The 19,213-nt window shown below is 64.3% G+C and carries 20 protein-coding genes; 12 read left to right on the forward strand and 8 right to left on the reverse strand.

Going from position 1 to position 19,213, the window contains the following annotated elements; genetic code table 11:
• Positions 1 to 3: 3 nt before the first annotated feature.
• Complete coding sequence (locus tag JOE41_RS18905; protein ID WP_245201285.1) at positions 4 to 462, reverse strand: flavin reductase family protein; 459 nt, start codon at positions 460 to 462, stop codon at positions 4 to 6.
• Positions 463 to 644: 182 nt separating this feature from the next.
• Between JOE41_RS18905 and JOE41_RS18910 the strand changes: the two genes are divergently transcribed.
• From JOE41_RS18910 to nrdR, 3 genes are all read left to right on the forward strand, one after another.
• Complete coding sequence (locus JOE41_RS18910) at positions 645 to 1,217, forward strand: hypothetical protein (RefSeq protein ID WP_209753229.1); 573 nt, start codon at positions 645 to 647, stop codon at positions 1,215 to 1,217.
• An 83-nt stretch (positions 1,218 to 1,300) separates the two neighbouring features.
• On the forward strand, positions 1,301 to 2,677 hold the full coding sequence (hisD, locus tag JOE41_RS18915) for a histidinol dehydrogenase (protein ID WP_209753230.1): 1,377 nt from the start codon (positions 1,301 to 1,303) through the stop codon (positions 2,675 to 2,677).
• A 136-nt stretch (positions 2,678 to 2,813) separates the two neighbouring features.
• Positions 2,814 to 3,311: a transcriptional regulator NrdR gene (gene nrdR, locus JOE41_RS18920; protein ID WP_011691446.1), complete on the forward strand. Its 498-nt coding sequence runs from the start codon at positions 2,814 to 2,816 to the stop codon at positions 3,309 to 3,311.
• Between the two features lie 68 nt (positions 3,312 to 3,379).
• Here the strand turns inward: nrdR and JOE41_RS18925 are convergent, their stop codons facing one another.
• From JOE41_RS18925 to map, 3 genes are all read right to left on the reverse strand, one after another.
• The gene (locus tag JOE41_RS18925) at positions 3,380 to 4,138 is read right to left on the reverse strand and encodes an SDR family oxidoreductase (RefSeq protein ID WP_209753231.1); all 759 of its coding nucleotides are present in this window, start codon (positions 4,136 to 4,138) and stop codon (positions 3,380 to 3,382) included.
• Positions 4,139 to 4,154: 16 nt separating this feature from the next.
• Complete coding sequence (gene ppgK, locus JOE41_RS18930) at positions 4,155 to 4,958, reverse strand: polyphosphate--glucose phosphotransferase (RefSeq protein ID WP_011691448.1); 804 nt, start codon at positions 4,956 to 4,958, stop codon at positions 4,155 to 4,157.
• Between the two features lie 73 nt (positions 4,959 to 5,031).
• Positions 5,032 to 5,910 (reverse strand): type I methionyl aminopeptidase, encoded by an 879-nt coding sequence (gene map / locus JOE41_RS18935; RefSeq protein WP_209753232.1) that lies wholly within the window; start codon positions 5,908 to 5,910, stop codon positions 5,032 to 5,034.
• 125 nt (positions 5,911 to 6,035) lie between these two features.
• Between map and JOE41_RS18940 the strand changes: the two genes are divergently transcribed.
• Complete coding sequence (locus JOE41_RS18940; protein ID WP_011691450.1) at positions 6,036 to 6,200, forward strand: hypothetical protein; 165 nt, start codon at positions 6,036 to 6,038, stop codon at positions 6,198 to 6,200.
• Between the two features lie 32 nt (positions 6,201 to 6,232).
• On the opposite strand, the gene panB is transcribed toward JOE41_RS18940, so the two are convergent.
• Positions 6,233 to 7,138, reverse strand: coding sequence for a 3-methyl-2-oxobutanoate hydroxymethyltransferase (panB, locus tag JOE41_RS18945; protein WP_011691451.1), 906 nt, complete (start codon positions 7,136 to 7,138; stop codon positions 6,233 to 6,235).
• Positions 7,139 to 7,407: 269 nt separating this feature from the next.
• Here panB and glnA (JOE41_RS18950) point away from each other — a divergent pair, with 269 nt between their 5' ends.
• From glnA (JOE41_RS18950) to JOE41_RS18980, 7 genes are all read left to right on the forward strand, one after another.
• Positions 7,408 to 8,748, forward strand: coding sequence for a type I glutamate--ammonia ligase (glnA, locus tag JOE41_RS18950; RefSeq protein ID WP_011691452.1), 1,341 nt, complete (start codon positions 7,408 to 7,410; stop codon positions 8,746 to 8,748).
• A 9-nt stretch (positions 8,749 to 8,757) separates the two neighbouring features.
• Positions 8,758 to 11,769: a bifunctional [glutamine synthetase] adenylyltransferase/[glutamine synthetase]-adenylyl-L-tyrosine phosphorylase gene (locus tag JOE41_RS18955; protein ID WP_209753233.1), complete on the forward strand. Its 3,012-nt coding sequence runs from the start codon at positions 8,758 to 8,760 to the stop codon at positions 11,767 to 11,769.
• 189 nt (positions 11,770 to 11,958) lie between these two features.
• Positions 11,959 to 13,416, forward strand: coding sequence for an amino acid ABC transporter substrate-binding protein/permease (locus JOE41_RS18960; RefSeq protein WP_209753690.1), 1,458 nt, complete (start codon positions 11,959 to 11,961; stop codon positions 13,414 to 13,416).
• Complete coding sequence (locus JOE41_RS18965; protein WP_209753234.1) at positions 13,413 to 14,162, forward strand: amino acid ABC transporter ATP-binding protein; 750 nt, start codon at positions 13,413 to 13,415, stop codon at positions 14,160 to 14,162. Before JOE41_RS18960 ends, JOE41_RS18965 begins: the two co-directional genes overlap by 4 nt.
• A 67-nt stretch (positions 14,163 to 14,229) precedes the next feature.
• Positions 14,230 to 14,646, forward strand: coding sequence for a VOC family protein (locus JOE41_RS18970; RefSeq protein ID WP_043429647.1), 417 nt, complete (start codon positions 14,230 to 14,232; stop codon positions 14,644 to 14,646).
• A gap of 97 nt (positions 14,647 to 14,743) precedes the next feature.
• A complete protein-coding gene (locus tag JOE41_RS18975) occupies positions 14,744 to 15,259 on the forward strand; it encodes a GNAT family N-acetyltransferase (protein ID WP_209753235.1) in 516 nt (171 codons plus the stop codon).
• Positions 15,260 to 15,341: 82 nt separating this feature from the next.
• Positions 15,342 to 15,542, forward strand: coding sequence for an AsnC family protein (locus JOE41_RS18980; protein WP_209753236.1), 201 nt, complete (start codon positions 15,342 to 15,344; stop codon positions 15,540 to 15,542).
• 130 nt (positions 15,543 to 15,672) lie between these two features.
• Here JOE41_RS18980 and glnA (JOE41_RS18985) read toward each other — a convergent pair whose 3' ends face one another.
• Positions 15,673 to 17,097 carry a type I glutamate--ammonia ligase gene (glnA, locus tag JOE41_RS18985; RefSeq protein ID WP_011691460.1) on the reverse strand — a complete coding sequence of 475 codons (1,425 nt, stop codon included), beginning with the start codon at positions 17,095 to 17,097 and terminating at the stop codon, positions 15,673 to 15,675.
• 312 nt (positions 17,098 to 17,409) lie between these two features.
• Here glnA (JOE41_RS18985) and JOE41_RS18990 point away from each other — a divergent pair, with 312 nt between their 5' ends.
• Positions 17,410 to 17,847, forward strand: a complete 438-nt coding sequence (locus JOE41_RS18990; RefSeq protein WP_011691461.1) for an RDD family protein — start codon at positions 17,410 to 17,412, stop codon at positions 17,845 to 17,847.
• A 61-nt stretch (positions 17,848 to 17,908) separates the two neighbouring features.
• Here the strand turns inward: JOE41_RS18990 and JOE41_RS18995 are convergent, their stop codons facing one another.
• Both JOE41_RS18995 and JOE41_RS19000 read right to left on the reverse strand, forming a co-directional pair.
• The gene (locus JOE41_RS18995; protein WP_209753237.1) at positions 17,909 to 18,271 is read right to left on the reverse strand and encodes a DUF3817 domain-containing protein; all 363 of its coding nucleotides are present in this window, start codon (positions 18,269 to 18,271) and stop codon (positions 17,909 to 17,911) included.
• 108 nt (positions 18,272 to 18,379) lie between these two features.
• The gene (locus tag JOE41_RS19000; RefSeq protein WP_011691463.1) at positions 18,380 to 19,144 is read right to left on the reverse strand and encodes a DUF4191 domain-containing protein; all 765 of its coding nucleotides are present in this window, start codon (positions 19,142 to 19,144) and stop codon (positions 18,380 to 18,382) included.
• Positions 19,145 to 19,213: the final 69 nt, after the last annotated feature.

Here is a 19,213-nt window from a genome sequence, read left to right on the forward strand (position 1 = left end):
GTCCTAGATTTCGTAGTCGAGAGGCACGGGCTGGCTGTAGGCGCCCGAATGATAGAGCAGCGGCGTTCCGTCTTCGCCGACCTGTCCTTCCACGACTTCCACCACAACAACCGCATTGTTCTCGAAGGACAGGCGCATCTGGATTTTGCCGATCAGCCAGCCGGCCACGTCCTTGAGGATGGGCACTTCGTACGGTCCGAGCTCCCAGTGGTCGCCCTCAAACCTGTTTTTGGTCCGGGCGAACCGGTCTGCCAGTTCCTGGTTGTCGAGTCCGAGCATATGGACGCCGATGTGGGTCGTGTTGGCGATAGCCGGCCATGAACTGGAGCTGCGGGCCATGTTGAAGGTGAAGCGCGGGGGTTGGGCGGACAAGGACGCAACAGAGGTGGCGGTGAATCCGTACGGGGTGCCGTTGTAGTTCACGGTGATAATTGCCACGCCGGCCGCATGCCGGCGGAACATCTCCTTGAACGTGCCTTCGAAGGCTGCGTTGTCTGAGGTCACTGTGATCTAACTCCCTGCTGAAAAAATATCGTGGTTGGGTCCTGCTTGCCCAGCGTAGGGGGCGCCCGATGCTGTGGATGACTTGGTTACCTGCCGCGTCATTTGTTTAACGGCGGTGAACGTTTGTTAATCTTTGTTTCATGACACAGCCATCAGGCACCGGCCCGGTTCCGCAGAATCCGAAGTTTTCCGGGGACGCTGGCAACCCGCCCGCCTATGGTGAACTTTACCGTGGTGACCCACCTTCGTGGCGTGTGCCGGCGGTCACAGCCGCTGCAGGGATACCGGTAGGACTCGTGTGGTGGCTGCTGGCGCCCGGCGGGCTGAACCTTTTGTCCGGCGATCCTTCCCTGGCCACCGGTACGAATGTTGAAGGCTGGCTTCCCCGGGACCTCGTGCTGGCGGGCCTGTTCCTGCTGGCGGGTTGCGTGACCGGATTCCTCCTGAACGGAAAACGCACCGGAGCCCCCGCGCCCGGGACGGTCCTCCTCGCCGTAGTGGGAGGGGCGCTCGGCGCACTTATCGCCTGGCAAACCGGGGTGCTGGCGGGGCAATGGTGGGGCCCGGCCGAAGACACTGCCCGGAATGCCAGCATCGCGTTCTCGCTCCGCGCCTTGGCCGTTCTGGCCATCTGGCCCGCGGCGGTGGCAATAGCGGTCTTCGTGGCAAACCTGCTCAGCCTCCTGGGTAGCCCGCCGGCGCAGGACACGTAGGCTTACGGTCCCCGGGCGGCCGTCCTTTCCTGAGCCAACTTAACAGGGAACGAAGGTCCTCCGACGGCACGTAAAATGGGCGGGTGACCATTTCTCCGGACAGCCCCGTACAGACCACAGCCCCGGCCATCAACTACCGCACCATTGACCTGCGCGGTCAGCGGCTCTCGCTCGCCGGACTCCGGGCGGCTGTCCCGCGTGCCCGGCACCAGACCATGGCGGATGCCGAGCAGAAGGTCACCGACATCATTACCGCGGTCCGGTCCCGGGGCTTCGCCGCCCTGAGTGAGTTCGCAAGAACGTTCGACGGCGTCGAGCAGGCACACCCGCGGGTGCCGGGCGCCGCGCTGCGCGCGGCGCTGGAGGAGCTGGACCCGGCAGTGCGGGCGGCCCTCGAAGAATCGATCAGCAGGGCGCGCAAGTTCGCAGACAGCCAGCGGCCGGCAAACGTCGACGTCGAACTGGGCGAGGGTGCCGTCGTTAGCCAGAACTGGGTGCCGGTTGGTCGCGTGGGGCTGTATGTGCCCGGCGGACTGGCTGTCTACCCGTCGTCGGTCATCATGAACGTCGTCCCGGCGCTGGCGGCCGGCGTTGCCTCCATTGCCCTGGCTTCTCCTCCCCAGAAAAACTTCGGGGGGCTCCCGCACCCCACCATCCTTGCCGCGGCGGCGCTGCTTGGCATTGATGAGGTATACGCCATCGGGGGCGCACAGGCCATCGCGGCCTTTGCCTACGGTGTTCCCGCCGACGACGCGGAGGCAGCCCTGGATCCGGTGGACGTAGTGACCGGGCCGGGCAACATCTTTGTTGCCACGGCCAAACGGCTGGTCAAAGGTGTTGTCGGCATCGATTCCGAGGCCGGCACCACGGAAATCGCCATCCTTGCGGACAGGACCGCCCGCCCGTCGCTGGTGGCGGCCGACCTCATCAGCCAGGCCGAACACGATCCGAAGGCCGCCTCGGTCCTCATCACCGACTCAGAGGATCTTGCCGGGGCCGTCCGCGCCGAGCTCGCCGTGCAGGCTGCCTTGACCAAGCATTCCGAACGTGTACGGGAAGCCTTGTCCGGCCCGCAGTCCGGCGTGGTGCTCGTGGACGACCTTGAGCAGGGAATCGCGACCTGTGATGCCTACGCCGCGGAGCACCTTGAAATCATGACGGCGGATGCCTCGGCTGTGGCTGCCCGTGTCCGCAACGCTGGAGCGATCTTCGTGGGGGACTACAGCCCCGTCAGCCTGGGGGACTACTGTGCAGGGTCCAACCACGTGCTGCCGACGAGCGGCACGGCTGCTTTCTCTTCCGGCCTTAATGTCACCACGTTCCTTCGTGCCATCCAGGTGGTCAACTACAGCAAGCCGGCCCTCAAGAAGGTCAGCGGGCACATCGTCAGCCTCGCGGGCGCAGAGGACCTGCCTGCCCACGGCGAGGCCGTGACGGCGAGGTTCGCCGGAACGGAATAACCACTACATGTAGTAATTACAGGCTTGTTATTCAGCTACATGTAGTCGTAAACTGGGATCGGGCGAATGTATCCCAGGATCGAAGTCCTGGGAATGACGTTCGGCCCGATCAGCGCCGGCCAGGGAAGGAAGCAACGTGTACTGTCCGTTTTGCCGCAACCCTGATTCCCGCGTCGTGGACAGTCGCATGGCCGACGACGGTTCCGCCATCCGCCGCCGCCGGCAGTGTCCTGAATGCGGCCGCCGCTTCACCACCGTGGAGACCACCAGCCTCACGGTGATCAAGCGTTCCGGTGTCGGCGAGCCATTCAGCCGAAGCAAGGTGATCAACGGCGTACGGAAAGCCTGCCAGGGCCGCCCCGTGACTGAAGACGATCTTGCCATGCTGGCGCAGGAAGTCGAGGAAACGATCCGCGCGTCCGGCGCTGCGGAAATTGAGGCCCACGAGGTGGGCCTGGCCATCCTCAGCCCGCTCCAGAAACTGGACGAAGTCGCTTATCTTCGGTTCGCGAGCGTGTACCAGGCATTCGAATCCCTGGAAGATTTTGAGACAGCTATTTCCATCCTCCGCCATGAAGCGGAAGTCGAAGCCAAGGCCGCCAAGGGCAAGAGCTCCGAGAAGAGCCCACTCTAGACTCCGGTGGTGGCAGCGGAGGGGAAGCCGAAGCCACCACCGGCACCAAACCCCGGGGACGATTGCGGTCAGCGGCCTCCGGCCACTGGGAGTACGGCTCCGGTAATGTAACCGGCGTCGCGGGACAGCAGCCACAGCACCGCAGCCGCAACCTCGTCAGGTTCGGCGCCCCGGCCCATGGGGATGGTCGGATTCAGGCGCTCCACCCGGTCGGGCATTCCCGCTGCTGCGTGCAGGCCGGTGTTGGTGCTCCCGGGGGCGACGCAGTTGACCCGGATTCCCTGCGCAGCGACTTCCGAGGCAAGCCCCACCGTGAGTACATCAACAGCACCCTTCGACGCTGCGTAATGCGCCCAAGTGCCCGGCGACCCGGCCTTCGTCGCGGTGGAAGAAATGTTGACGATGGACCCGCCGGGTCCGCCAGTGGCTGTGCTGAGCCGCCGCACCGCTTCCTGGCAGACATAGATCAGCCCTGACACGTTGACGTCCATGACACGTCGGACAGTTGCCGGAGGAACGTCCGAGAGGTTGCCGATCAGGTTGCCCGTAATCCCCGCATTGTTGATCACAGCCGTGACGGCGCCCAAAGTAGCCGCCTGGTCGAACATTGATCCAACTGCTTCCGGATCGCTGACGTCTGCCTGGTGCGCCAGCGCCGTGCCGCCGTCATCCCGAATTTCCTGCACTACGGATGCAGCTCCGGCGGAGTCCGCGGAATAGTTGACCAGGACGGCGTAACCGGCCCGAGCCGCGCGGAGGGCGATGGCGGCGCCGATTCCACGGCTGGCCCCGGTGACCAGGGCAACGTCCCCCGCTGAGGCAGTCATGGAACCGGCAGCCCGCCTACTTGGCCAGTTTGTGCGTGAGTGCAACTTCGATGGCGGCGCCCACAATGCCGGCGTCGTTCTTGAGCTCGGCCGGGACGATCTTCGTGCGCAGCTTCATGTGCGGCAGGTACTCGTCGGCCCGCTTGGAGATGCCGCCGCCGACGATGAACAGTTCGGGGGAGAACAGGAATTCAACATGCGAGAAGTAGCGCTGGAGCAGCACGCTGTACTCGGTCCAGCTTAGGCCGTCGCGTTCACGTGCCACGGCGGAGGCCTTGCTCTCGGCGTCAAAACCGTCGATCTCGAGGTGTCCGAGTTCGGCGTTCGGGACCAGCTTGCCGTTGAAGATGAAGGCCGAGCCAATGCCCGTCCCAAGGGTAATCACGAGGACGGTCCCGGAGACACCCGCTCCCGCTCCGTAGCGGGCTTCGGCGAGACCCGCGGCGTCGGCGTCGTTGATGACCTCCACCGGGCGGCCCAGGCGCTTGGTCAGCAGCGTGTCAATATCCGTGTTGAGCCAGGACTTATCGACGTTGGCTGCGGAATGAACCACACCGTGCTGGATGATGCCGGGGAACGTTACGCCGATCGGCGAATCGGGGGACGGCGCGTCCGGCCGGGCGTCGAGCTCAGCGACCACCGCTGCGACCGTTTCGGCAACCGACTCCGGCGTCGCGGGCTGCGGCGTCGGAACGCGGAAGCGGTCGCCCACGAGTTTGCCCTTTTTGAGGTCGACAATGCCGCCCTTGATTCCGGTTCCGCCGATGTCGATTCCGATCAGCGGGGCGTTCTTGGTTGACTTGTCGTCCTTCTTGGCCAATGTGATTCCGTTCGTGGCTGTGGGCGGGCAAAGGGTTGTGGGCTAAGGTTCCGGCACATGCCGGGAGGGGTGATCAGGGCAGGGTAAGGATTTCTGCGCCGGACTCGGTAACGAGCAGGGTGTGCTCGAATTGGGCAGTGCGCTTGCGGTCACGCGTCACCACGGTCCAGTCATCAGCCCACATGTCCCACTCAACCGTACCGAGGGTCAACATCGGTTCAATGGTGAACACCATGCCCGTTTCCATGACCGTGTTGTAGGCGGGAGCGGCATCATAATGCGGAATGATCAAGCCGGTGTGGAAAGCCTCGCCAACACCGTGGCCGGTGAAATCCCGGACCACGCCGTAGCCGAAGCGCTTGGCGTAGGACTGGATGGCGCGGCCGATCACGTTGATTTCACGTCCGGGGGCCACGGCCTTGATGGCACGGTTCAGGGATTCCCTGGTGCGCTCCACGAGGAGCCGCGACTCTTCATCGACGTCACCCACCAGGAACGTGAAGTTTGTGTCGCCGTGCACACCCCCGATGAAGGCGGTGATGTCGATGTTCAGGATGTCGCCGTCCTGGACCACCGTGCTGTCCGGTATTCCATGGCAGATCACTTCGTTCAGCGAGGAGCACAGGGATTTTGGGAAGCCCCGGTAACCCAAGGTCGACGGGTACGCCTGGTGGTCGAGCAGGAACTCGTGCCCGATCCTGTCCAGCTGGTCCGTTGTAACGCCGGGCTCGATGTGCTTGCCGACCTCAACGATTGCCTGGGCCGCGATCCTGCTGGCGATCCTGATCTTCTCGATGGTCTCGGCGGATTTCACCTCCGAGCCGGTGAACTTCTCCGGACCCGGCTTGCCCACATACTCGGGGCGGGGAATTGACGCCGGGACAGGCAGCTGCGGGCTGACGGTTCCGGGGACCAGGGTGCCGGTGGGTGCAGTCGAGGCAAGAGAAGGCATAGATTGATCATATAAGCAGGCACAGAAGCCCATGTAACGGACAGCCGGATCGGAACCCGATGGCGCCCTACGTTACGCGGATCACTTTCAGCGGGCGCGGAGCCTGCACGATGCGAGGAGCAGCGATGACCGAGTACTGGTACAACGTCAAGACCCATGAGGTGGAAGAAGACGCCATGTCCGACTGGACGCAGCTGATCGGGCCATACAAGACGCGCGCTGAAGCCGAGCATGCACTGGAGAAGGTCAGGGCACGCAACGAGTCATGGGAAAAGGGCGACGAGGACTGAGGCACCAGCCGGGCGGCCCGGCCGGAGTCCGGCTAGAACGAATGCTCGGGGCCGGGGAACTGGCCCGTCCGGACGTCGTCACCGTAGGCCTTGGCCGCGTTGCTCAGCGACGTTCGCAGGTCAGCATACTGTTTGACGAATTTGGCCATTTTGCCGCCGCGTAGTCCCGCCATGTCCTGCCACACCAGGACCTGGCCGGTTGTGGTGTTACCCGCGCCGATGCCCACGGTGGGAACTGCAATGGCGGCGTCAACGGCCGCAGCCGTGGCGGCCGGAACCATTTCCATCAGGACGCTGAAGGCGCCGGCCTCGGCGAGTGCGACCGCGTCATCGATCAGCCTCTGCGCATCATCGCCCCGGCCCTGGACCCGGTAGCCGCCCAGGGAATGCTCGCTCTGCGGGGTGAAGCCGATGTGCGCCATCACCGGAATGCCGGCCTGGACCATGGCCCGGACGGTGTCAGCGTAGAACTTGCCGCCTTCAATCTTCACGGCATGGGCGAGTCCTTCCTTCAGGAAGCGGACTCCGGTGGCCACGGCCTGCTCGGCTGAAACCTCATAGCTTCCGAACGGAAGGTCCGCGACCACAAGCGCCCGTTTGGCCGACCGCGCCACGGCCCGGCACAGCGGAAGGAGCTCGTCCACGGTGACGGGAAGGCTGGTTTCGTTACCGAAGACGTTGTTGGACGCGGAGTCGCCCACGAGGAGCACCTCGATGCCCGCTTCGTCGAAGATCTCTGCCGTGTACTGTTCGTAAGCCGTCAGCATGGCAAAGTGTTCACCTTTGTCTTTGGCCTGCTGCAGGTGGTGGGTCCGGATTCGTGCCACGGGCTTTTTGGCGGTGTCCGACGGCGTTGCGGGCGCATTGGCGGGCCCGTTGCCGTAGGGAGCAGGTACTTCAGCGGACATGCTGGAATCGGAACTGTTGCTTGTGGCCATGGCTAGAGCGTAATGCGGTACTGTGCGTCCTAGCTACCGGACGGTCCGCCCGTTCCGGTGAATCGCGTCACAAAGCAACGTCCCCCGAAAGCCGGTCGCATCCCCGAAGCCCGCCGCAGCGTGCCGCTGTGCGTGTTAACGCTGTGTTACGCAGAGGTCCGGCACCAACATTCGGCGCGAATGCTTAGTAAAGTGAATCGTGAGCTGCCGCCGGCTCTATGGAATACGGACCCGGGGCATCAAAATGTTGATCCGGAGAAGAGGCCATAATGGACCGCCAGCAAGAGTTTGTCCTGCGGACGATCGAAGAGCGAGATGTACGGTTCGTGCGTCTGTGGTTCACGGATGTCGTGGGTTCACTCAAGTCTGTTGCGCTTGCCCCCGCCGAAGTCGAGGGTGCCTTCGAAGAAGGCCTGGGCTTCGACGGTTCCGCGATCGAGGGCTTGGCCCGCGTGTTCGAATCGGACATGCTGGCGCAGCCGGACCCGTCCACCTTCCAGATCCTGCCGTGGCGTGGGGAAACCGAACAGACGTCGCGAATGTACTGCGACATTCTGACGCCCGACGGCGAACCCTCCGCGGCGGACCCCCGTAACGTCCTGAAGCGCACCCTCGCCAAAGCAGCCGACATGGGCTTCACCTGCTACACCCACCCCGAAATCGAGTTCTACCTGCTGAAGTCGCAGGAGCCGGGCCCGGATGGCTCGCCCGTCCCTGTCGACGAGGGCGGCTACTTCGACCACGTCCCCGGCGGCGTCGCACAGGATTTCCGCCGCACCGCCGTCACCATGCTCGAATCCGTAGGGATCTCCGTCGAATTCAGCCACCACGAAGCCGGTCCGGGCCAGAACGAGATCGATCTCCGTTACGCGGATGCCCTGCAGACCGCGGACAACATCATGACTTTTCGCACCGTCATCAAGGAAGTGGCGCTGCAGCAGGGCACCTACGCCACGTTTATGCCCAAGCCGTTCACAGCCCACCCGGGCTCGGGCATGCACACCCACTTCTCGCTGTTCGAGGGCGATACGAACGCCTTCTACGAAGCCGGTGCCGAATTCCAGCTGTCCAAAACGGCCAAACAGTTCATCGCGGGCATCCTCAAGCACGCCCCCGAATTCACGGCCGTGACCAACCAGTTCGTGAACTCGTACAAGCGGCTGTGGGGCGGCGGCGAAGCGCCGAGTTACCTGAGCTGGGGCCACAACAACCGATCCGCGCTGGTGCGCGTCCCGCTGTACAAGCCGGGCAAGGGCCAGTCCGCGCGCATTGAATACCGCGGCATCGATTCCGCGGCCAACCCCTACCTCGCCTATGCGGTGCTGCTGGGAGCCGGGCTCAAGGGCATCGAAGAGGGCTATGAGATTCCTGCCGCCGCCGAGGACGATATCTGGTCACTGAGCTCGGCCGAGCGCCGCGCCATGGGACACGATCCGCTGCCCGCCAGCCTGCATGACGCGATCAGGGCCATGGAGGATTCCGAACTCATGCCGCAGATCCTCGGTGAGCAGGTCTTCGAGTACTTCCTGCGCAACAAGCGCGCCGAATGGCAGGACTACCGTCTCCAGGTGACGCCCTACGAGCTGCAGCGCAATCTCGGCATTTTGTAAGGGGCAACGGTGAGCCTTGCCCGTCGCCTGATCTCCGCCGGTTTCAGTGACCTGGAAAAGGGGGAGCGGTTCCTGGCTGCCCGGGAACTGGAAGGCATCGACCAGGAGGCGCTCTTCGCGGGCTTCCACCTTGCCGCCAACCCCGACACCGCGCTGCAGTCGCTGGTCCGGCTGATCGAAAAGCATCCCGATCTTCGGAAGCTCGCTGCCGCAGACATCGACACGAGCGAGCCGCTCTACCGGGTCCTGGGCGCCTCCGAAGCTTTGGGTGAATTCCTGATCCGCCACCCGGAGCACCTTGACGCCTTCGACGTGGTCGCGAGCCCGGAACCGGTCGCGGCGGATGCCGGGGAGCTAAGGTCGCGGCTTCTGCGGTCCGTGCAGGCAGACCCGAAGGCGCGCAGGCCGGTGGCCGGGTTGTCCGGTCCCGAGGCCTATGTGGCGCTTCGCACCGCCTACCGCAGGGGGGTAGTGGACCTGGCGGTCAAAGATCTGTGTGCCGCCGATCCGCTGGACTTTATGCCCGCTGCCGGCGCCGAACTGGCCGACCTCGCCGGTGCGGCCATCGAAGCGGCCCTGGCCGTATCCCGGGCCGAAGCAGGCGAGCAGTTCGATGCGGCGGAGGTCGCCGACATCGGGCTGGCCGTCATCGGCATGGGCAAATGCGGTGCACGCGAACTCAACTACATTTCCGACGTCGACGTCATTTACGTGATCGAGGCAGACGGACTCGACGACGCCCGTGCCAACACCATCGGTACTGCCCTTGCTACAGGGATTTCGAGGGCCATCATGTCCATTGGCCGGGAGCCCGGCCTTTGGGAGGTGGATGCCAACCTGCGGCCCGAAGGCAAGTCCGGTCCGCTGGTGCGGACCCTGGCGTCCCATCAGAGCTACTACGCCCGCTGGGCCGAGAGCTGGGAGTTCCAGGCGCTCCTGAAAGCGCGGACCATTGCCGGGGATGCGGAGCTGGGTGCCCGGTACGAGGCCGCGGTGCTACCCCTGATCTGGGGTTCGGCAAACAGGGAAGGTTTCGTGGAATCCGTACAGGCCATGCGCCGGCGGGTCACGGACAACATCCCGGCGGATGAGGAGCAGCGCCAGATCAAACTGGGCCGCGGCGGCCTGCGCGATATCGAATTCACGGTTCAACTGCTGCAGCTGGTGCACGGCAAGGCCGACGAATCCCTTCGTCACCGGGACACAACCTCGGCCATAGCCGCCCTCTCCGCCGGCGGCTACATCGGACGGACGGACGCCGCCGAATTCGACCACGCCTACCGTTATCTGCGGCTCTTGGAGCACCGGATCCAGCTCTTCCAGCTGCGCCGCACCCACCTGATGCCGGTGCGGGAAGACGCGCTCCGCGCCCTCGCGAAGGCCGTGCTTGGCCCGTTCGCCCGTGAACGCCCGCACCCCGATGCCCTGCTGGCCGCCTGGCAGAAGACCAAACGCTCTGTGCGAGAACTGCACGAGCGCATTTTTTACCGCCCGCTGCTGAACACTGCCGCCAAGCTGAGCAGCGAGGAAGCCCGGCTGACACCGGAGGCCGCCCAGGGCCGCCTGGCCGCCCTCGGTTACCTGGACCCCCGGGGCGCCATGCGGCACATCGAGGCCCTCACCGCCGGCGTCAGCCGGCGCGCGGCGCTGCAGCGCCAGCTCCTGCCCATCCTGCTCGGGTGGCTCGCGGACGGTGTGGACCCCGACGCCGGGCTGCTGGGTTTCCGCCGCGTCAGCGAGGCACTGGGAACAACGCACTGGTATCTGGGGATGCTACGGGACTCGACGGCCGCCGCCGAGCGGCTGTGCCATGTGCTCTCCAACTCCCGGCTGATGGCCGACCTCCTGGAGGTCTCCCCGGAATCGGTCGCCTGGCTGGGGACCGACAAGGACCTGGCCCCGCTGGAATTTGAAGCCCAGTGGCTGGAAATCACGTCGAAAATGTCGCGGCATGAGGATCCGGAAAGCGCCATGCGGCTTATCCGGCTTATCCGCCGCAGGGAGATCCTCAGGATCGCCATTGCAGACAGCGCCGGCCTGCTGGACCAGGACCAGGTGGGCGCCGCCCTGGCGGACACGGACCGTGCAGCCGTGCTTGGAGCCCTCCGGGTGGCAGAGGGAATTGTCGCCGCATCGGGTCCCCTCAAGACACGCGTCCTGGTGGTGGCCATGGGGCGGCAGGGCGGCCGTGAAATCGGTTACGGCTCGGACGCGGATGTCATGTACGTCCACCGCGGCCTGCCGGGGGTCTCCGACGAAGAGGCGCAGAACCAGGCTGCGCAGATCGTGGGCCACATTTCGAATCTGCTGACGCAGCCGCTCAAGCCCGCCATCTTGGCCGAGCGGGTGCTGATGGTGGATGCCGACCTGCGGCCCGAGGGCAAGAGCGGCGCCATGGTCCGTTCCCTGGAATCCTATGCGGAGTACTACCGCCGGTGGTCGCTGGTCTGGGAAGCCCAGGCACTGCTGCGTGCACTGCCCATCGCAGGTGACGACGACCTTGCCGCGGACTTCGTACAGCTGATAGACCCCATCCGCTATCCGGCGGAACTCTCGGAGAAGGACGTGCGGGAAATCCGCCGTGTCAAAGCCAGGGTTGAAGCAGAGCGGCTGCCCCGGGGTGCAGATCCCGCCCGGCACCTCAAGCTGGGCCGCGGCGGCCTGAGCGACGTCGAGTGGCTCGTTCAACTGCTCCAGCTGCAACATGCGGGACAGCATCCGGAACTGCGGACCACGTCCACCGTGCCGGCGCTGGAAGCGGCGGCCTCCCTGGGATTCCTTGAACCGGACGAGGCCGAACTGCTGCTCAAAGCCTGGCGGCTGGCGAGCCGCATCAGGTCGGCAAACGTGATTTGGACCGGCCGCGCCTCCGACCTGCTGCCCTCCTCCCGCAGGGACCTTGAAGCCGTGGCCCGCTGGTGCGGCTACCAGCCCGGCAACGCTGCGGCGCTGGAAGAGGACTACCTGCGGATCAGCAGGCAGGCCCGTGCGGTCTTTGACCGTGTATTTTATGGCCAGTAAGCGTCAGTGAGGCAGGCTTCTCAGGCCTGATGGAGAAATGCGGGTAGCCTCTAGGGGTACTTTGCCGGTCTTCGGGACCGGCTGCCGCATTTACCTAGGAGTTGTATCAACTTGCCCGGACTCCAGCAGACCAAGGCCGCCAGGCCTCGGACGGCCACAGTCATCGGAGCCATGCTGGCCCTGGCCGCGATGCTCTTCGGTGCCGCCGGCGCCGCCGCGGCGCCGGCGGACGCACCAGGCGCCGCAGGCGCAGCGCACCAGGCTGCCGGTTCATCGCATCCGGCCGCCGCGCCGTCGAGCCTTTCCGGAAAGACCTTCGTCATCGGCACGGACACCACGTTCGCCCCGTTCGAATTCCGTGATGCCGGCGGTGAACTGACCGGCATCGACATGGACATCATCCGCGAGATCGCCAAGAACCAGGGATTCGCCGTCGAGATCAAATCGCTCGGCTTCAACGCGGCCCTGCAGGCGCTGTCCTCCAACCAAGTGGACGGCGTCATCGCCGGCATGTCCATCACGGAACCCCGCAAGCAGATCTACGACTTCTCCGACCCCTACTTCGAGTCGGGCGTGCAGATGGCCGTTGCCAAGTCCAACACGGACGTTAAGGGATACGAAGACCTCAAGGGCAAGACGGTTACGGCCAAAACCGGCAGCGAGGGCGAAACGTTCGCCAAGTCGATCGCCGGCCAGTACGGCTTTACCGTTAAGGCCCTGGACCAGTCGGCCACCATGTACGAGCTCGTAAAGTCAGGGAACGCCGTCGCCGTTTTCGATGACTATCCGGTCCTGGCCTACGGCATCAGCCAGAACAACGGACTCAAGGCCGTGTCCGAGAAGGAAAAAGGCGGCTCCTACGGCTTCGCCGTCAACAAGGGCCAGAACCCGGAACTGCTCCAAGCGTTCAACACCGGCCTGGCGGAGCTGAAGTCCAGCGGCAAGTACCAGGAAATCCTGGACAAGTACCTCAAGGACCCCACGCAGGCCGCCGAGTCCAGTTTCTGGGACCTCCTGGCCAACAGCTTCCCGGCACTGATGAAGGGCCTTGGCAACACTGTCCTGGTCACCGCGATTTCCTTCGCCCTGGCCATGCTGATCGGCCTCTTCATGGGGTTCCTGAAGATCTCCACCAGCGTGGTGCTGCGCGGGATCGCCACCACCTTCGTCAGCATCTTCCGGGGAACCCCGCTGCTGGTCTGGGCCTTCTTCTTCTATTTCGGCATTCCCCAACTGACCGGCCAGCCCATCGACATCTGGGTGGCGGGCGTGCTGACGCTCAGCCTCAACGCCGGCGCCTACATCACCGAAATCGTCCGCGGCTCCATCCAGTCGGTGGACCCCGGCCAGCTCGAAGCCAGCCGCAGCCTGGGCCTCGGATACGCGAAGTCCATGCAAAAAGTGGTGGTCCCGCAGGCGTTCAAGATCATGACGCCCTCCCTGATCAACCAGCTGATCATCATGCTCAAGGACAGCTCGCTGCTGCTCGCCATCGGATTCGCCGAACTGCTCTACCAGGGCCAGCAGATCTACGCAGGGAACTTCCGGATCACCGAAACCCTGCTGATTGTCGCGGTCCTGTACTTCGTGGTCATCATGCTGCTGACCAAACTGGCCAACGTCGCGGATAAGAGGTTCAACAAATGAGCACGGCACTCACTGCCCCCAGCAAGATCTCCGTCAGGGAACTGACGAAGTCCTTCGGTTCCAACCAGGTGCTCAAAGGCATCAACGCCGAGGTCGCCGAAGGCGAGGTGGTCTGCGTGATCGGGCCTTCCGGCTCCGGTAAGTCCACCTTCCTGCGCTGCCTGAACAAGCTGGAGGACATCACCGGCGGCCACGTCACAGTGGACGGCTTCGACGTGACGGACCCCAAGGTGGATATCAACGAGGTCCGGAGGCACATCGGCATGGTCTTCCAGCACTTTAACCTGTTTCCGCACATGTCCGTGATCGAGAACATCATGCTGGCGCCGGTGGAGTCCGGGAAGCAGGGCAAGGATGAGGCCCGGGCCAGTGCCCTGAAGCTCCTGGAGCGCGTGGGACTAGCCGAGAAGGCGGATGCCCGCCCGGCGTCGCTCTCCGGCGGCCAGAAGCAGCGCGTGGCCATCGCCCGGGCGCTGGCCATGAACCCGGACATCATGCTCTTTGACGAGGCGACGTCCGCGCTTGACCCGGAAATGGTGGGCGAAGTGCTGCAGGTCATCAAGGACCTGGCCCGCGACGGGATGACAATGGTGCTGGTCACCCACGAGATGGGCTTTGCCCGGGAAGTGGCCGACCGCGTGCTGTTCATGGCCGACGGCGTCATCTGCGAGCAGGGACCCCCGGAGGATCTGTTCGGAAACCCCCAGCAGCAGCGCACCCGGGATTTCCTTTCCAAGGTGCTGTAATTCGGGAGGCCCGGCGGGGAGCGTTCCGGGGCTGACATGCCTTGACCACGGTGCTATTTTGGAGCCCATGGCCAAGCAATTGTTCCTGAACCTCCCCGTCAAGGACCTCGACAAGAGCGTGGAGTTCTTCACCGCACTGGGCTTTTCCTTCAACCCTGACTTCACGGACGAGAACGCCACGTCAATGATCATCAACGACAACGCCTTCGTCATGCTGCTGGTGGAGGGCTACTTCAAGACATTCACCTCCAGGCCCGTTGCCGACGCCCGCAGCGCCACGGAGGCCATTATGTCCTTCTCCCTGGACAGCCGGGAAGCTGTGGACGAGCTGGTCAGGACGGCGCTCACTGCGGGCGGTACCCCGTCCGAAGAAGCCCAGGACTACGGCTTTATGTATACGCACAGCTTCCAGGACCCGGACGGCCACCTCTGGGAGGTCTTCTGGATGGACCCGGCCGGGCCACCCAAGGATCCGGTGGCCTGACCCGCCCGTCGCCTCCGGGCGGGTCTGTGGTGCCGGCCGGGGCCCGGGCGGACGGCCCGGGGCGGGTTACCGCGGACGGTTTGGATAGGCTTCTTGCATGCCTGAAGACGTGTGGCTCATTGCCCTGAAGAACCTCGATGACGATGCAAGGGCAATCAAGCTCGGCGAAATCGCGGAACTTGAGCTCGCTGCCGACCAGCAGGACTTCGCCGGCGATCCGTTGCGGATGATGCTCGTGGCCCTGGAAGAGGATTCTCGCGTTCCCTATGTGGTGGACTCCGGCGGTACGGCGGTTGGTGTGCTGACGCTGCAACGCGGCGCGGCTTCGCTGGCCGGCTGGGCTGACGACGAGTCAGTGTGGCTGCTGCGCGGATTCCTGATCGACCGCCGCCGCCAAGGCCAGGGACTGGGCACCCTCGCCGCCTCCGCAGCGGTCCGGGAGGCCGCTAAACTGACGGCCAGGCTGGGCGGGGGAGAGGCCGGCGTCGTCCTTTCCGTGAACGAACGAAACCCCGCCGGCCAGGCGGCTTACCGCAAAGCGGGATTCGAGGACCGCGGACAGTATCTTGGCGGCAACGCCGGACCGCAGCGGACCATGTACCGGGCCTTCTAAGCCGCCTCAAGCGCTGGCCCTTTTGTCAACCTGGGTTGACGCTCGGCCCTCTGTCAACTAAGGTTGACGAAGGAGGTGGGCCATGAAGACGTTGATCGGTTCAATGGACGGCAAGGGTCCGGCGGAAGCGTTGTACACCGTCGCGGAGCTCCACAAGGAGCTGGCGCGCACCGAAACGGAAGCTGTGCTCCGCGCCCGTAGGGCGGGGCTTTCCTGGGAGGCCATCGCAGTGTGCCTCGGCGTCACCAAGCAAGCCGTCCATAAGAAGTACGGCAAGCGCTGAACCGGTATTCGCAGCCGGCAACGCCTTAGGCGTCCGGTGCAGTAAAAGCCGATGCAACAAAAAGACGACGGCCCCCACCAAAAGGTGGGGGCCGTCGTCGTGCAATCCGGTGGCGGAAAGCCGCTAGCGACTAGACGCCGTAGTAGAGCTCAAATTCGTACGGGTTCGGGCGCAGGGAGAGCGGACGGATCTCGTTCTCGTACTTGTACTCGATCCAGGTGTCGATCAGGTCCTGGGTGAAAACGCCGCCGGCCTGGAGGAACTCGTTGTCCTCGGCCAGGGCATCAAGGGCTTCCTCGAGGGTGCCCGGAGCCTTGGGGATGTCCTTGGCTTCTTCGGCGGGGAGCTCGTAGAGGTCCTTGTCGATGGGAGCCGGCGGTTCGATGCGGTTGCGGATGCCGTCAATGCCGGCCATCAGCTGGGCAGCGAACGCCAGGTACGGGTTGGACGAGGGGTCCGGAGCGCGGAACTCGATGCGCTTGGCCTTCGGGTTGGAGCCTGTGATCGGGATGCGGATACCGGCGGAGCGGTTGCCCTGCGAGTAAACCATGTTGACCGGAGCTTCGAAGCCCTTGACCAGGCGGCGGTATGAGTTGACCGTCGGGTTGGTGAAGGCGAGGACGGCGGAGGAGTGCTTCAGCAGGCCGCCGATGTACCAGCGTGCCATGTCGGAGAGACCGGCGTAGCCCTTTTCGTCGTAGAACAGCGGCTCGCCACCGTTCCACAGCGACTGGTGGCAGTGCATGCCCGAGCCGTTGTCACCGAAGACGGGCTTCGGCATGAAGGTGACCGACTTGCCCCAGGCGTCCGCGGTGTTCTTGATGACGTACTTGAACTTCTGCAGGTCATCTGCCGCGTGGGTCAGCGTGGTGAACTTGTAGTTGATCTCAGCCTGGCCGGCGGAGCCGACTTCGTGGTGGCTGCGCTCGACCTCAAGGCCGGCTTCGTCCAGCGCAACACACATGGCGTCGCGCAGGTCAGCCTGCTTGTCGGTGGGGGATACCGGGAAGTAACCGCCCTTGACGGGGGTCTTGTAGCCCAGGTTTCCGCCTTCTTCTTCGCGGCCGGTGTTCCAGTGCGCTTCTTCGGAGTCGATCTTGTAGAAGCTGCCCTGCGGCGAGGACTGGTACTGGACGTTGTCGAAGACGAAGAACTCGGCTTCAGGCGCGAAGAACGCGGTGTCGGCGATGCCGGTGGACGCGAGGTAGGCCTCTGCCTTCTCTGCCACGCCGCGGGGGTCGCGGTGGTAAGGGTCACCGGTGCGGGGGTTCACGATGGAGAAGTTCAATGCGAGCGTCTTCTCCATGCGGAACGTGTCCAGGAACGCCGTGGTGACGTCCGGGATGAGCTGCATGTCGGACTCGGCGATGCCCTGGAAGCCGCGGATGGACGAACCGTCGAAGAGCTGGCCATTGATGAAGAAGTCTGCATCAACGCTCTTAGCCGGCACGTTGAAGTGCTGCTGCACGCCAGGAAGGTCGGTGAAGCGGATATCGACAAACTTAATATCTTCGTCCTTGATGAACTTGAGGACCTCGTCCGCAGTCTTAAACATCTATGCTCCTTACGCATAAGTAATAACTGGCTGGAAAGCCATGTGGTCCAGCGCAATCCGACGGCGCGAAAACACAAAAGTGTCCCCGCTCCTAGCTCGCTAGCAACTGTTACCACCCTAGGGACACGGGATTTCCCGGCCATGTCCGCTATGTTTCCGGCAGGTTACAGAACCGCCTGATATGTAAACGCTATACGGTGTCCACACTGTGGTCCATCCGCATCCATAGAGTGAACTTGTCCGGAACTTTCACGGGGAGTTCCGGTGAGATCCGATGAACGACGGGCGCCGTGCACCGGATAGGCTTGATCCGTGGTTGATCGCAGAGACATAGGCTCCTGGCTGAGCGGGCCGGACACCTCCGGCATTTCGAAATATCCGGGGGAGCGCCTTGGCCTGCCCGAGGCGGGCCGGGGGTCCATCGCCCGTGCCGGTCGTAGAATCCTGGCCATCTGCATTGACTGGGGACTGGCGCTGTTGATCAGCAATTACGCGTTCGGCGGGGACCCGTGGGCAACGCTGGCCGTTTTTGCGGCGGAACAGATCCTACTGATCGGCACTCTTGGCTACAGCATTGGCCACCGGCTTCTGGGCATTCATGTGGTGCGCCTCGGTGGCGCTCCGGCTGGGCCGTTGGCTGCGCTGGTCCGCACCTTGCTGCTGTGCCTGGTGATCCCGGCGGTAATTTTCGATCCGGATCACCGCGGCCTGCACGATAAAGCGATGAATACCATCCTGGTGCGCATGTAGCAGGCCCGGCGGCCCCGCCTCGGCGGAAGGCCGCCCTGCGGCTGCGTCCGGCGGGACCTGCTCAGACGCCGGCGGTTTCGTGTTCCTTGGCTGCGCGCCGCTCGGTGCCCGCTGCCGTCAGGTAGCCGCGCCTGCCTGCCCAGCGCTCGAACAGTACCGTGGCAAAGGGAAACACCGCAGAGATCCCGGCGAGGAAGGCCACCCGGAAGGGCCACCGCTGCAGCCGCCACAGGGCCAGCGCGGCTACGCCGTAGGCGACGAACAGGGCGCCGTGTAGGGGTCCGGCAATTTCCACGCCAAGCTCCGTGGTCCGGGCCACCCACTTGAAGTACATTCCGGTGAGGAGCGCCGCCCAGCTGAAGGCTTCGGCTACGGCGAGGGCCCGGAAGACCCGGGTGACGGTAGTTTTCGAGGGAAGTTTCACGGTGCTCCGGTTTCTTTTGACGACGTTTCGGCGTGGCCGGCACATGGCCCAAAGCAAACGCCCCGGTTGCCGGCCAGATGGCCGGTTTCCGGGGCGTTGCCTGTGCTGCTAACGGCCGCGGGCTGCTTTGCGGTCCGGCCGGGCTTTGTAGGGGTCGATTCCCTTGGGGATGGGGAGTCGGTTTCCCAGCGAGGAAATGCGCTTCGAAACAGCGTTGACCTCGAGTTTGGTCAGTTCCTTGTCCAGCTTGTTCATTTTCTTGGCGACCTGGCTGATGGGCACCTGGCCCTCGCCACGGCCGCTCTCAATCACGTGGACAGTGACGTTGGGCAGGATGCGCGCCAGCCGCTTGCGTTCGGCGTCGACGAGGGGCCGGACCCGGTGGGTGGGGCCTTCGCTGACAAGCACGACGCCGGGACGGCCGATGGCGCGGAAGACGGCGTCCTGGGTGCGGGGGTTGACCGCGACCGGCTGGTCCTCGGTGATCCATCCGCGCTTCAGCGTGCCCAGGGCGGCCCCGGAAGCGCCGGGCTGGTTTTCGATCTGGGCGAAAGCGGCCCGTTCAGCGCGGCGCGAGAGGATGAGGGTGGCGGCCAGCAGCCCAAGGGGGATGCCGATGATCAGGCCCGTGATCCAGTTGTCGAGGAGGAAGCCCACCAGGAAGCTGACGGCTACGACTCCAAGGAAGGCTAGCAGCATCATCCAGACCACCATGGGGTCGTGGCGGCGCGTCATCTGGAAGACTTCGTTGATCTGCTTCAGCCTGCTGGGCTTCTTGACCTTGGCTTCCTTCGGCTTGCGAGAGAAGAGGCCACGCTTCGGAGCGTCGGAGGCTGCCGGAGTCGGTTTGCTGGAATCAGGGGAATTCGCCATAGTGCCTTAATTCTACGTGATTTATGCCTGAGGGCCGGACGCCGAAGTACTCCGGTGCCGGCCCTCAGG

This window comes from Arthrobacter sp. PvP103, from assembly GCF_017833075.1.
Lineage (GTDB): Bacteria > Actinomycetota > Actinomycetes > Actinomycetales > Micrococcaceae > Arthrobacter.